Source organism: Pararhizobium sp. O133 (assembly GCF_051669845.1).
In the GTDB taxonomy this organism is placed as follows: Bacteria; Pseudomonadota; Alphaproteobacteria; order Rhizobiales; family Rhizobiaceae; genus Pararhizobium.
In genome coordinates this window covers 3,907,391-3,920,443 of the sequence record NZ_CP196426.1, presented here as the reverse complement: position 1 = coordinate 3,920,443, position 13,053 = coordinate 3,907,391, and the positions used below count along the sequence as shown (strand labels likewise).

Below are 13,053 nucleotides of genomic sequence, written 5' to 3'. Positions count from 1 at the left end.
AAGCATCCCGTCCATGCCCGATCTTCTACTTGAACTCCGCTCCGAGGAAATCCCGGCCCGTTTGCAGCGCAAGGCTGCCGGTGACCTGAAGAAGCTTCTGACCGATGCGCTGGTCGAGGCGGGGCTGACCTATGAGGGCGCGCGGGAATATTGGACGCCGCGCCGCCTGACGCTGGATATTCGCGGTCTCAACACCCGCTCGGCCGATGTGCGCGAGGATATCAAGGGGCCGGCAACCTCGGCGCCCGAACAGGCGATTCAAGGGTTCCTGCGCAAGGCGGGCCTTGCCTCGATCTCCGATGCGCATGTCCACAGCGATCCGAAGAAGGGCGATTTCTATATCGCCCATATCGTCAAGCAGGGCCGGCCGACCGAGGAGATCGTCGCCGAGGTGATGCCCGGTATCATCCGCAATTTCCCCTGGCCGAAGCCGATGCGCTCGGGTGCTGCCTCGGCAAAGCCCGGCTCCCTGCGCTGGGTGCGGCCGCTGCAGTCGATCGTCTGCACCTTCGGCCCGGAAAACGAGGAAACGCAGGTCGTTCCGTTCGAGGTTGACGGCATCGTCGCTTCGAATGTCACCTACGGACACCGGTTCCATGCGCCGGAAGCGATCACCGTTCGCCGCTTCGGCGATTACATCGAAAAGCTGGAAAAGGCCAGGGTCGTGCTCGACGGCGAGCGCCGCAAGGATATCATCCTGCATGACGCCCGCGACATCGCCTTTGCCAACGGGCTGGACCTGGTCGAGGACGAAGGCCTGCTGGAAGAAGTGTCCGGCCTCGTCGAATGGCCGCAGGTGCTGATGGGCGCCTTCGAGGAGGATTATCTGGCGATCCCGGCCGAAATCATCCGCCTGACGATCAAGACCAACCAGAAATGCTTCGTCACCCGCAAACAGGGTGAGGAAGGCCTGTCAAACAAGTTCATTCTCGTTTCCAATATCGAGGCAACCGACGGCGGCAAGGAAATCGTCCACGGCAACGGCAAGGTCGTGCGCGCGCGCCTGTCCGACGCCAAGCATTTCTGGACCCGCGACCAGGGCAACCTGCCGGACCTTGAAACGCTTCAAGCCTCGGCCGCGAAATTCGACCTCGAACTCAAAAAGCCGCTCGACCAGCGCATGGCCAAGCTCGATGCGCTGAACGTGACGTTCCACGCCAAGCTCGGCACGCAGGGCGAGCGCGTTGCCCGCATTCGCACGCTGGCTGCTGAATTGGCCAAGGTCACCGGTGCGGACGCGGCCCTCGTCGATCGCGCCGTGGTGCTGGCCAAGGCCGACCTGCGCACGGAAGCCGTCGGCGAATTTCCGGAACTGCAGGGCGTCATGGGCCGCAAGTATGCCCTGCTACAGGGCGAGGATGCGTCTGTCGCGGCCGCGATCGAGGACCACTGGAAGCCAAACGGCCCTTCTGACCGCCTGCCGGGAGATGCCGTCGGCCTGACGGTCGCGCTGGCCGACAAGCTGGATACGCTTGTTGGCTTCTGGGCGATCGATGAAAAGCCGACGGGGTCGAAGGATCCGTATGCGCTGAGGCGTGCGGCGCTCGGCGTCATCCGCATGATGTTAGAGCGGAATAACCAGCTTAAAATGAATGAGATCTTGTCGAAAGCTTACGAGATTTATATTCAAAAATTTGAAGCGAGGCACGCGCTTTATTATAAAACGGAGACTGGGAGTTTCAGAGGCTATCCTCATAGCCTAATGACGAAAGACCCGGCAGAAAAAGATGCGTTTTGGTACATAAACAAATCTTCGATGTTATCTGGTGAGATAGATTTCCAAGGCTCTGTCGATGTAATGAACGAAGACCGATTTGTCAGGTTTCTCCCGGGCGAGGTGATTGTCCGGGATCTCCTCTCTTTCTTCCACGACCGCCTCAAGGTCTACTTGCGTGACCTCGGTGCCCGCCACGACCTGATCGATGCGGTGCTGGCTGCGCCCCCCTCATCCGGCCCTTCGGGCCACCTTCTCCCCGCTGGGGAGAAGAGGGAGCGCGAGGATACGGCATCGGTCTCTTCTCCCCAGCGGGGAGAAGGTGCCCGGAGGGCGGATGAGGGGGGCGCAGCCACCGCCGCGAATGACGACCTCCTGATGGTCGCCCGCCGTGTCGAGGCGCTCACCGCCTTCATCACGTCGGAAGAGGGCATGAACCTGCTGGCCGGCACCAAGCGTGCGACGCAGTTGCTGGCCGCCGAGGAAAAGAAGGGCACACAGGTCGCCGCGACCGTCGATCCTGCGCTTTTGAAGCTTGATGCCGAGAAGGCGCTTTACGCCGCAGTCACGCAGGCTTCGTCAGACGCCAGCAAGGCCATCGCCGGCGAGGATTTCCGCTCCGCCATGGAAGCGCTCTCGACCCTGCGCGGCCCTGTCGACCAGTTCTTCGCCGATGTCCTCGTCAATGACGATGACCCGGCCATCCGCGCCAACCGTCTTGCGCTGCTCGGCCAGATCCGCGCCGCCACGGGAACGGTGGCCGATTTCTCGAAGATCGCGGGGTGAGCATGTCGCGCAAAAGTGTGCAGCGGTTTTGCGAAAACGACATACCACAAAAAGAAGCGAAAGCGTGAGAACGAGTCTGAAAGACCGAGACGCGTTTTAGCATCACTCCGGTCGAGCTTGCCAAAAGTACCGTATAGGTTACCATGCGATGCCGGAGCTGAAAGAGTATATTGATGTCGATGGTACCAGTCCCTTCGCGGAATGGTTCAATGACCTGGATGCTCAGGCTGCCGCACGTGTCGTTGTCGCGTTGAATCGTCTGCAACGCGGCAATATTTCCAATGTCAAAGGCATTGGCGGCGGACTGCAGGAGTTGAAGATCGACTTTGGCCCCGGTTACCGAATCTATTTCGGAATCGTGCGCAATGTGCTGATCCTTCTCCTGGGTGGTGGCACCAAGAAGCGCCAGCAACGCGATATAGATGACGCCCATGCGCGATGGCTGATCTACAAACGGCGGAAAGCGGAGAAGTGATCATGACGCTGACACGGGATTTTCGTGAAACGATCAAGGCGCGCGCCGATCGCGACGAGGCTTTCCGTTCCGCCTTGCTGTCCGAAGCGCTTGATCTGCTTTTGTCCGGCAATCTGGATGACGGCAAGGCCGTGCTCCGTGATTACATCAATGCGACAATCGGCTTTGAGACATTGGCCGAAAGCGTCGGCATTTCCTCCAAAAGCCTGATGCGCATGTTCAGCGCCAACGGAAATCCTCGCGCTGACAATCTGTTTAATGTGATCATGCATTTGCAGCGGGCGGCGGGCATCCGCGTCTCCGTGGAAGTGATCGAAGAAGCGGCATGACCACGTCAGCGCCTGTCTCATGGGCCATGCCGTGCGCTATGACGGACAGACAGGTCGAGGATCTGGCGGCCAAGCTTGACATAACCGGATGATGTCTGCCTTGGCCGAGGACGGCGAGAAGGCAAAAAAATTGCGCCCCCGCTTCTCTCGGGGACGCAATTTCTCGCCTGGAGGCGAATGCCCGATTCAGCCGTAAAGCACGACTGGCTAGGGCAGGGACTGTTGAGGTCGAGATTATTTTAACCGAAGTTCGAACTTTTCGAGATCAACTTCTTGTGAATGGCTGTCTTGCGGCGTGAGCGACGCCATGCTGGCCATGGACGCAGTGTCGAGCGAGCCGGTTTTCGCGGCGGTATCGATGACCGGTGTCGTCGTCGCCGCGGCTTCGGATTGCGCCGGCTTTTCGGCTGTTATGGCAGTCTGCAGCGGCTGTTTCCGAGGCGCGGTCTTCGCTCCCGCAGCCTTGATATCATCGTCCGAAGCCTTGCTGATGAAGACCACGGGGGAGCCGCCGAGCCAGGCTTCGGTGCGCACTACTTTTAACTCGCCGTTGATGGTCTTCAGTTCCGTCCGCTCCGAGCCATGGGCGATTTCCGGAACGACATAGAGGTTCTTCCTGGCCACGACCGGCGCGGTGCAATCGGGACATGAGAAATGCGCGACGCTGCGGTCATCGGTCGGACCGGTTGCGAGGTTTTCAATCGACGACGCGCTGGCGACACCGGCTGAAGCGAGGCTGGCGAGAGTGAACAACAGGGCGCGCATCGGTATTCTCCTCTGAAATCGTCAGACGAAAATATCCGTTCTCCGTTACGTTCCCGTCAGGAGAATTGGTAAAAATTGAATGAGTTTTTCGTTTTCAGGCCGTCTTCTCGCGGGCGACAGCCTGCCAGCCGATGTCGCGGCGGCAGAAACCGTTGTCCCATTTCACCTGATCGAGCGTCGCATAGGCCGTGTCCTTGGCCGTACTGACGGTTTTCCCCATGGCGGTAACGTTGAGCACGCGGCCACCGGTCGCGACCAGCTTGCCGTCTTTCAGGGCCGTGCCGGCATGGAACACTTTCGTGACATCACCCGCCGCCGGCAGGCTGGCGATCGGCGTGTTCTTCTCGTAGGTGCCGGGATAACCCTTCGACGCCATGACAACCGTGAGCGCCACGTCGTCACGCCATTCGGCGCTGACGGAGGCAAGCGTGCCTGTCGCGGCCGCGTGGAGCAGCGGCAGCAGATCACTTTTCAGCCGCATCATCAGCACCTGACATTCCGGATCGCCGAAACGGACATTGTATTCGATCAGTTCCGGGCCTTTGGCGGTGATCATCAGTCCGGCAAACAGCACGCCGGTAAAGGGATAGCCGCTGTCGGACATGCCCGCAATGGTCGGCTCTATGATCTCGCGCATGGTGCGTTCGACCATGTCAGGCGTCATCACCGGAGCAGGCGAATAGGCGCCCATGCCGCCGGTGTTCGGGCCGGTATCGCCGTCGCCGACGCGCTTGTGGTCCTGCGCGGAGGCGAGCGCCAGCGCGGTCTTGCCGTCGCATAGGCAAAAGAAGCTTGCCTCCTCGCCATCGAGATAGGCCTCGACCACGACTTCGGCGCCGGCAGCACCGAACGCGCCGGAAAAGCAGCTGTCGACGGCATCCAGCGCCTCGTCCAGCGTCATCGCGACCGTGACGCCCTTGCCGGCGGCCAGACCATCCGCCTTGATGACGATCGGCGCTCCCTGTGCGCGGATATAGTCTTTCGCCGGTGCGGCCGATGTAAAACGCTGGTAGGCACCGGTCGGGATATTATACTTGGCGCAGATATCCTTGGTGAAGCCCTTGGAGCCTTCAAGCTGGGCCGCGGCGGCAGATGGGCCGAAAACGGCGATGCCGCCCGCGCGTAGCGTATCGGCAAGACCGGCCACCAGCGGCGCTTCCGGGCCAACGACGACAAAGTCGATGGCTTCCGTCTTGCAGAAAGCGAGAACGGCGCCGTTGTCCTCGGTGTTGAGGTCGATGATGGTGGCTTCCTCGGCGATTCCAGGATTGCCGGGAGCAGCAAAAAGCGCGGTCAGGAGCGGCGATTGAGCCAGCTTCCATGCCAAGGCATGCTCGCGTCCGCCCGATCCGATCAAAAGAACTCTCATCGCCTGCTCCCGCGCCTTACTGCATAATTCCTTAAATCGGAATCGATTTAAGGATAAAATTATGCAGCATATTTAAAGTGGTACAGCGACCTTTGCGCGTCATATTTGACGCGCGGCGCTGTAAGTGTTGAAAAGGCGGTTAAGGCGAGGGGGGCGCGAGGTCAAGGAGAAATCCGGGCTTTACCAGCATTCCCCGCGTTCAGAACAGATCGGAGGTCCCGGCGCGGCGCTTGCGATCACTGACCAGAATGCGGTCGCCATCATGGCCGTTGATTTCGGCCGTTCGTTTCAGTGCCCAGATCGCCAGATCCGACAGTGTCTGCGGCTTGCTGATGAGATAGCCCTGAAAATGATCGCAGCCGGCCGCCGTCAGCATGGCCAGCTTTTCACTCGTATCGACGCCTTCGCCGACCACCGCCATGTCCTGTGCGTGGCAGAGCGCGATCATCGCCTTGAGCGCCGGCAGCGATTCCTCGTTGGCGAGGTTGTCCACCAAGGCACGGTCGAGCTTGATCGTGTCGGCGGTATATTCGATGATTTGCTGGACGGAGGTGTAGCCGGCGCCGAAGTCGTCGATGGAAATACGGAAGCCGCGCTCGCGCAGGCTTTCGATATTGCGATGCAACTGGTCACCGAGCTTGACCGCGTAGGTCTCCGTCAACTCGATTTCGATTATCCGCGGGTCGAGCCCATGCGTCTGCGCGCAGCTGACGAAATAATCGCTGATCGACTTGGAGTGCAGTTCGGCCGAGGAAATGTTGATGGCCAGGACCGTCTCCTGCCCGAACAGTGCCTTGAGGCGATTGTGCTCGGACATGGCGCGGTTGATCACCCACCAGTCGATCTTGGTGAACAGGCCATTGCTCTCGGCGATCGGCACGAATTCGTCCGGCGTCACATTGCCGAGCACAGGCGAAACCCAGCGCAGCAGGGCCTCGCAACCCGTCACCTTGCCGCCGGCATCGACGATCGGCATGTAGACGAGGTGGAACTGCTCGTCGGGATCGACCAGCCGCAGCTCTTCCTGGATATGGCGGACCCGGTCGCGCTTGTCCTGCAGCGCCCGGGAGAAGCGAGAAGAGCGGTTCTTGCCGTTGGTCTTGGCCTGGTACATGGCCGCATCCGCGTTCGAGACCAGTTCGGCGAGATTGGTCGCATCCGTCGGACAGATGGCGACGCCGATGCTGGCTGTGACCGGATAATGCTTGCCGCGGACTTCAAAGCCGTTCGAGAAAAGCGCGAGAACCGCGTCGCAGGTTTCCCGGATTGTCCCGTCGCGATGCGTCGATTGCAAGAGAATGGCGAATTCGTCACCGGAAAGCCGGGCAATGACCATGGGAGCCAAGGCGCGGCGGATGACGATCGCGCCGACAGCAGCTTCAATCCGCGCCGCCAGCATTTTCAGGAGTTCGTCGCCGACCTCGTGGCCGTACTTGTCGTTGACGAACTTGAAGTTGTCGATGTCGATGAAGAGCAGGCTGCAATGCCGGCCTTCGGTTATCACGTCATGGATGATATCCGCGGCAAGCGTGTTGAAATGGCCGCGATTGCTGATGCCCGTCAGCGTGTCGGTCCAGGACGCATGCTGCACCAGCTTCAGCGCGCGCTGTGACTGGTCGTGCAATTGCTTGATATTGCCTGTCAAACGGCCGATTTCACCGGCAGCGCCGGTTTCCCTGATGCCGTCGTTCGTGCCGTTCATGACGGCCGTCACCTGCAGGTCGAGCGCCGAGATCGGATTGGTGATGAAGCGCCGGATCAGCACGATCATTAGTCCGACCGAGACGAGGCTCATGGTCAGCGCGCCAAAGCCGAGCAGCAGCTTCAGTTGGTCCATATTGCCGGACTGGCGATTTTCAGGCGCCGACAGCGTCGCAAACACCGATGGCGCAAGACGGACGGAAGCGGAAAGATCCTCGCGGGCAACCAGCAGCGGTGCGGTATCAAATTCGATCTCGGTTTCATATTCCGCCTGCAGCGTCTTCTGCATCTCGAGGAACTGGGTAGGTTCGATCGCGACCTGCACAAGCAGCGCGCCCGTCTTGGCGCTCGGCAAAGGCCGGCTGAACGTGACGGGATCGATGAATTCGGAATAGACGATCAGTTGTCGCGTCTGCACATCGTGAAGGAATGTCCAGTCCCTGAGCTGGCTGCCGCCCGTCAGCCGGCGTGCCAGTGAAAACTGCGCCTCGCCGATTTCGGCAAAGGGATCGTCGCTGTTTTCGAAATAGTAGCCGGTCGACAGGTCCGGATTGAGGATGGCGAAGGAGACGAATTTCTTCGGATCGTCGGACAGCGAGCCGATGCTCTGCTGCAACCGCAGGCTCAGCGCATTGTTGCGATAAGCTTCGTCGGTCTCGGACACGAACAGGCGCACCGCGTTGCCTTCAAGGATCGAATAGAGAAAGCTGCGGCTCTGGGCGACTTCGCTTCGGAAGATGGCGGCGATGTGATCGAGTTGTTGCGACAGGCGTGCCCGTTCGAGCGCAAGCACGGAGTGCCCCTGTGCGACATAGGCCGACACGGCGGCAAGCAGGTAGCCTGCCAGCACGACCGGAAAGATCAGGAAAAAAGCGCGTTTGCCAAGCGTCACTGGAAGTTTGCCATCGAGCTGATGATGCGCCGGCGGGTCTGGATCGACTGGACGGAAAGCTCCTTCTGGTACTGGCTCTTCGCGAGAATGTCGGCCGGCGTGTAAATTTCCGGATTGTCGCGCATCTCGGCCGGAATGAGTTTCAACGCCGCTTCGCTGGCGGTCGGCATGGTCAGGCTCTGTGCGTTGGCGGCGGCGCTTTCGGCAGAGCCGATATAGTTCAACAAATCCAAGGCGAGCGCCTTGCGTGGCGAGGCTGATGTCACGGCCATGCAGTCGAGCCAGGAGAGCGTGCCTTCCTTCGGTACGGCATAGCGCCAGACGCCAGGCGTGCCTGCCTTCTCGTTCAGCACATGCTGGTCGCCGCTATAGGCGAGCGCCATATGGATGTTTTTGCCGATATCGGGGTCTTGGATCGAGGTAATCACGTAATCGTAAGTCAGCACGAACGGTGCCTGCTTCTTCATCACTTCGAAGGCGGCCTTCAGCGTCTCGTTGTCGTTGGCATTGATCGACTTGCCGAGCAAGACCAGGGGCGCAATGAAGGCCTCGTTGTGATCGTCGTACATGGCGATATGCTTCTTCAGTTCCGGCGCCGGCGACATCAGGTCGTTCCAGGATGTCGGCGTGGTCTTGACCATGTCGGACCGGTAGACGATGCCCATGGTGCCCCAGAGATAGGGCATCGCGTAACCGGCGCAACGCGCATTCCACTCGGGCTTGTAATCCTTCAGCGATGCGACGTTCTTGTCCGAGAGCGGCTCCAGCACGCCGCGTTTGCCGAACAGTTCGGCGCCGTTCTCGCCGACGACGGCGATGTCGATATTGCTGTTCGGATCCGACAGCACTTCGTCGCGCGCATCGCCGCTGTCGTAATAGATCTGATTGACGGAGACGCCGGTCTTTTTTGTCCAGCGATCAATGATGTTCTGGTCGATATAGGATTCCCAGATCAGCAGATTGAGCGTTTCGGCGTGTCCCGGCGATGCTGCAAACGAAGCGCCCAGAGCGGCGGAAACGGCAAGGAATGATATGCGCATGAAGGTCACCCCGATAGTCCCAGGTGAACCTTAGCGCGCAATGCTTGATGAATACTTACAAGGGGATGGCTTCGTCCTGTCTCTTGACGAAATGTCGCAACGACTGAAGAAACGGGCGTTCCCGCTACTTTTTCACCAGTTTGAGAAATGTCATTTGCAACTCATGGTGGATGAAATTGTCCGTATGGAAATGTTGCACAAAGGGAAATGTCCGAATCGTGTCAAGCTATTTTGTTGGGATGGCTTCTGGTCTGCCTTTTTGGGGAAATCTTGAAATCGGAAGCAACTGCGACACCATTGCAGGTCTCGGCCCGCTCGAAAAGTCCCGCGATCGGTGCCAACAATATCACTCCAATAATGGGAGGCTTGCGTGCTTTATCTGGTGTTGAAATCTCTGCATATCCTGACGGTCATCATCTGGATGGGCGGCATGGTGCTGCTATCCGCGGGCTTTCTCTGGCTACGGGAAGCGGCTTGTCCGCGCTCCGAGCGCGAGACCGCCTTGCTTGCGGCGATCAAGCGCTGGGACAGTCGCGTCACCTCGCCGGCCATGGGGCTCGCCTGGATATTCGGACTTGTCGTGGCGTGGGAAGGGGATTGGTTCAGCCAGCCCTGGCTGCATGCCAAGCTGGCTGTCGTCATCGCGCTGTCGGCGCTGCACGGCAACCTGTCCGCGACCGTGCGGCGGCTGGCAAACGATCCGGGCCGCACGCCGCCCGGATTTCTCGGTTCTTCCGGTCTGATCACGATCGCAGCCATTGCCGCGATCGTGTTTCTGGTGGTGCTGAAGCCGTTCTGAGCCTAGCGGTGGCTCGGCAGTTTCGGCAGAAAGACCGTCAACAGGCCGAGCAGCGGCATGTAGGAGCAGACGGTATAGACGAACTCGATACCGTTGCGATCGGCAAAGATGCCGAGGACCGCGGCGCCGATGCCGCCGAAGCCGAAGGCAAAGCCGAAGAACATGCCGGCGATCAGGCCGACGCGGCCGGGCACCAGTTCCTGCGCGAACACCACGATGGCGGAGAAGGCCGAGGAGAAGATGAAACCGATCAGGATGACCAGTGCTGCCGTCCAAAACAGGTTGGCATAGGGCAGCAGCAGTGCAAACGGGATGACGCCGAGGATCGAGAACCAGATGACGAAGCGGGCGCCGAAACGGTCACCGATCGGGCCGCCGAAGATCACGCCGGCAGCCGAAGCGCCGAGGAAGAGGAAGAGCAGCAACTGCGCATCCTGAACGCCGAGACCGAACTTATCGATCGTGAAGAAGGTGAAATAGCTGGACAGGCTGGAGAGATAGGCATTCTTCGTCGCGGTCAGGATAACCAGCACGATCAGCGTCCAGATGACCTGGTTGCGAGGCAGGGGCAGGGTGCGGCTCACGACCCTGCGACCGGCCGAACTGCGGCGATGGCGGGTGTACCAGACGCTGACCCAGGACAGGACGACGAAGCCCGTCAGCGCGATGATCGAGAACCAGCTGAGGCTGCCCTGGCCGCGCGGCACGACGATGAAGGCGGCCAGCAGCGGCCCGATCGCCGTACCGGTATTGCCGCCTACCTGGAACAGCGACTGCGCGAGGCCATGGCGGCCACCGGAGGCAAGCCGGGCGATGCGCGACGCTTCCGGATGGAAGATGGCCGAGCCGATGCCGATCAGGCAGGCGCCAATGACCAGGACATAGAATTCATGGGCATTGGCGAGCGTGATCAGGCCGGCGCAGGTCGACAGCATGGCCGATGGCAGCGAGAACGGCATGGGCCAGCGGTCGGTGACGACGCCGACGGCGGGCTGCAGCAGCGATGCTGTGACCTGGAACGCGAACGTCAGCAGGCCGATCTGGACGAAATCGAGCGCATAATTTTCCTTGAGCAGCGGATAGAGCGAGGTCAGCAGCGACTGCATGATGTCGTTCATCATGTGGCAGAAGCTGACGGCGAGAATGACGGAAACCGCCGTCTTTTCCGCGTTGATCGGTGCGCCCGATGTAATACTGGCCATGGCTGGTGTTCCTTGCCCGTCGTTCACGTATTTTGGATAAACACCGTCTCTACAATGCTTGAATGTGGCCTGCTTTCGTGCTCTGGTCGCATACTTTCGAGAGTGGGCCAAATGCGAACAATCGACCTGACCGGTGCGACAATCCAGAACCAACAAGACCATTTCGCCAGCCTGTCTTGGATCGAGATGGCCAATGAACCGGTCGTGGCGCTTGGGCGTGTTTATCCCGCCGGCTTCCGGGTTCCGGCCCACAGCCACGGGAAGGCGCAACTCTGGTGCGCGCGCAGCGGTGTCGTGCTGGTCAGCACCACGCGCGGGCGCTGGATGATCCCGCCCGGTCACGCGCTGCTCATTCCCGCCGGACTCGAGCATTCCACCGAGATGATCAGCGATGTGCGCATGCATTCGATCTATGTCGGCGCCTCCGTCGTCGATGTGCAGGATCCGCGTGTGCTGGAAGTGACGACGCTTGCCGCAAGTCTGATCGAGGAACTGGTATTGTCGGATGACAGGCCGATGTCCGAGCGGCGCCAGTTGCTGATCATGGAATTGCTGCTCGACGAAATCGGCCGCCTGCCGGAGCGACCGCTTGGCCTGCCGTTTCCCGGTAACGAGCGGCTCACCCGCTTGTGCCGACATTTTCTAAAGGCGCCCGACGCCAACGCCGGCATCGACGACTGGGCGGGCGCGCTCGGCATGAGCCGTCGTTCCTTCACCCGGTTGTTTCGCACCGAGACCGGCGTCAGCTTCGTCACCTGGCGACAGCAGGCCTGCCTTTTCGCCTCGCTGCCGCGCCTTGCAGCGGGAGAACCGGTCACCAATGTCGCGCTCGACGCCGGTTACGAAAACATCGCCGCGTTCACGACGATGTTCCGCCGCATGCTCGGCAGTTCACCCAGCACCTATCTGAAATCCCGCGCGGCATGAGGCGGGCAGTTACCTGTTAAATCCATGATCCTGTTGAATATAAGCAGCACATCACGGGAAAGAATGGCTGAAGACGTCTGGTTAACGGGATGGTAGGGAGGCAAGGCTATAACGCGCCGAAACGACCCATGTCAGTTTGCCCTTTCGTTGCCGGGATCCTTGGCATCGTGCGTCCAAGGGCTTGTATCCGGAGTTGCCGCCTTGTTCCGTCCGTCTGTTTTCGCTCTTTCCGCAGGTCTTTTTCTTGCTGCGTCCCTCTCTGCGAATGCGCAGGATGGTCAGCATTTCTGGTCGGGGGACTGGTATCTGAAGGTCGGCGCGACCGGCTTCATCGGGCCGAAATATGACGGCGGTTCGGATCGCCTGTTCCAGGCCGCGCCGTTGATCTCGTTCGGACGCGCCGGCAGCACGGTTCGCTTCTCCTCGCGTAACGACAATCCGGCTTTTGCCTTCGTGGACCAAGGCGCATTCCGCGCCGGCGTCGCCGGAAAGCTGATCTTCGAGCGCGACGAGGATACGTCCTCCGACCTGAAAGGGCTCGATCCCGTGCGCTTCGGCGGTGAACTCGGCGGTTTCGCCGAAGTCTATCCGACGGACTGGCTGCGCATCCGCGCCGAACTGCGCCAGGGCATCCGCAGCCATCACGGCCTGGTTGCCGATGTCGCTGCCGATGGTTTCGTCGATGTCAGCGACAATGTCCGCCTGTCTGCCGGTCCGCGCCTGTCGGCGGCGACCGGCGATTATTTCGACGCCTATTACGGGGTAAGCTCGTCTGAAGCGGCAAAATCCGGCTATTCCAAATATACGCCCTCCGGCGGCATCGGTTCCGTCGGTGCAGGTGCAGCCATCACCTGGCAGGCGACCGAAAAGCTCGATACCAGCGCCTTCGTCGAATACAAGCGCCTGATGGGACCGGCCGCCGACTCGAGCATCGTCAAGGAAGGCGGCAGCCGCAACCAGCTGCTGTTCGGCCTTGCGGCGACCTATCGCTTCGATTTCTCGCTGGATTGAAGCACACAGGGCCTGATCGCTTGACCGCGCCTGTCGGTCGCTG

General features: G+C 60.4%; 10 protein-coding genes and 2 pseudogenes. 7 read left to right on the top strand and 5 right to left on the bottom strand.

What is annotated here, in order from left to right; translation table 11 throughout:
* Positions 1–13: 13 nt before the first annotated feature.
* From glyS to ACST81_RS18950, 4 genes and pseudogenes are all read left to right on the top strand, one after another.
* Positions 14–1,876, top strand: a pseudogene (gene glyS, locus ACST81_RS18965) (glycine--tRNA ligase subunit beta); the annotation flags it as partial.
* Positions 1,850–2,500 (top strand): annotated as a pseudogene (locus tag ACST81_RS18960) (DALR anticodon-binding domain-containing protein); the annotation flags it as partial. The pseudogenes glyS and ACST81_RS18960, both read left to right, overlap by 27 nt.
* A 148-nt stretch (positions 2,501–2,648) precedes the next feature.
* Positions 2,649–2,975, top strand: a complete 327-nt coding sequence (locus tag ACST81_RS18955) for a type II toxin-antitoxin system RelE/ParE family toxin (RefSeq protein WP_438749843.1) — start codon at positions 2,649–2,651, stop codon at positions 2,973–2,975.
* Positions 2,976–2,977: 2 nt separating this feature from the next.
* Positions 2,978–3,304 carry a helix-turn-helix domain-containing transcriptional regulator gene (locus ACST81_RS18950; protein ID WP_438749842.1) on the top strand — a complete coding sequence of 109 codons (327 nt, stop codon included), beginning with the start codon at positions 2,978–2,980 and terminating at the stop codon, positions 3,302–3,304.
* A gap of 234 nt (positions 3,305–3,538) precedes the next feature.
* Here ACST81_RS18950 and ACST81_RS18945 read toward each other — a convergent pair whose 3' ends face one another.
* The 4 genes from ACST81_RS18945 to ACST81_RS18930 form a co-directional block, all read right to left on the bottom strand.
* Positions 3,539–4,069: a plant virulence effector HPE1-like domain-containing protein gene (locus ACST81_RS18945; protein WP_438749840.1), complete on the bottom strand. Its 531-nt coding sequence runs from the start codon at positions 4,067–4,069 to the stop codon at positions 3,539–3,541.
* Positions 4,070–4,163: 94 nt separating this feature from the next.
* Positions 4,164–5,438 carry a phosphoribosylamine--glycine ligase gene (purD, locus tag ACST81_RS18940; RefSeq protein ID WP_438749839.1) on the bottom strand — a complete coding sequence of 425 codons (1,275 nt, stop codon included), beginning with the start codon at positions 5,436–5,438 and terminating at the stop codon, positions 4,164–4,166.
* Between the two features lie 199 nt (positions 5,439–5,637).
* Entirely contained in the window at positions 5,638–8,031 is a 2,394-nt protein-coding gene (locus ACST81_RS18935; RefSeq protein ID WP_438749838.1) for a putative bifunctional diguanylate cyclase/phosphodiesterase, read from the bottom strand.
* Complete coding sequence (locus tag ACST81_RS18930; protein ID WP_438749837.1) at positions 8,028–9,071, bottom strand: polyamine ABC transporter substrate-binding protein; 1,044 nt, start codon at positions 9,069–9,071, stop codon at positions 8,028–8,030. Before ACST81_RS18930 ends, ACST81_RS18935 begins: the two co-directional genes overlap by 4 nt.
* Before the next feature lie 370 nt (positions 9,072–9,441).
* Between ACST81_RS18930 and ACST81_RS18925 the strand changes: the two genes are divergently transcribed.
* Positions 9,442–9,870, top strand: coding sequence for a CopD family protein (locus ACST81_RS18925; RefSeq protein ID WP_438749836.1), 429 nt, complete (start codon positions 9,442–9,444; stop codon positions 9,868–9,870).
* 2 nt (positions 9,871–9,872) lie between these two features.
* On the opposite strand, the gene ACST81_RS18920 is transcribed toward ACST81_RS18925, so the two are convergent.
* Entirely contained in the window at positions 9,873–11,072 is a 1,200-nt protein-coding gene (locus tag ACST81_RS18920; protein WP_438749835.1) for an MFS transporter, read from the bottom strand.
* A gap of 111 nt (positions 11,073–11,183) precedes the next feature.
* On the opposite strand from ACST81_RS18920, the gene ACST81_RS18915 reads away from it, so the two are divergent.
* Together ACST81_RS18915 and ACST81_RS18910 are read left to right on the top strand one after the other, a co-directional pair.
* Positions 11,184–11,999: an AraC family transcriptional regulator gene (locus tag ACST81_RS18915; RefSeq protein ID WP_438749834.1), complete on the top strand. Its 816-nt coding sequence runs from the start codon at positions 11,184–11,186 to the stop codon at positions 11,997–11,999.
* 201 nt (positions 12,000–12,200) lie between these two features.
* Entirely contained in the window at positions 12,201–13,010 is an 810-nt protein-coding gene (locus ACST81_RS18910; protein WP_438749833.1) for a MipA/OmpV family protein, read from the top strand.
* The last annotated feature ends 43 nt before the right edge of the window (positions 13,011–13,053 follow it).

Bases quoted from the DNA above. Each gene is read 5' to 3' on its own strand.
- ACST81_RS18955 (WP_438749843.1), top strand. From the start codon at position 2,649: ATGCCGGAGCTGAAAGAGTATATTGATGTCGATGGTACCAGTCCCTTC.
- ACST81_RS18950 (WP_438749842.1), top strand. From the start codon at position 2,978: ATGACGCTGACACGGGATTTTCGTGAAACGATCAAGGCGCGCGCCGAT.
- ACST81_RS18945 (WP_438749840.1), bottom strand. From the start codon at position 4,069: ATGCGCGCCCTGTTGTTCACTCTCGCCAGCCTCGCTTCAGCCGGTGTC.
- purD (WP_438749839.1), bottom strand. From the start codon at position 5,438: ATGAGAGTTCTTTTGATCGGATCGGGCGGACGCGAGCATGCCTTGGCA.
- ACST81_RS18930 (WP_438749837.1), bottom strand. From the start codon at position 9,071: ATGCGCATATCATTCCTTGCCGTTTCCGCCGCTCTGGGCGCTTCGTTT.
- ACST81_RS18920 (WP_438749835.1), bottom strand. From the start codon at position 11,072: ATGGCCAGTATTACATCGGGCGCACCGATCAACGCGGAAAAGACGGCG.
- ACST81_RS18915 (WP_438749834.1), top strand. From the start codon at position 11,184: ATGCGAACAATCGACCTGACCGGTGCGACAATCCAGAACCAACAAGAC.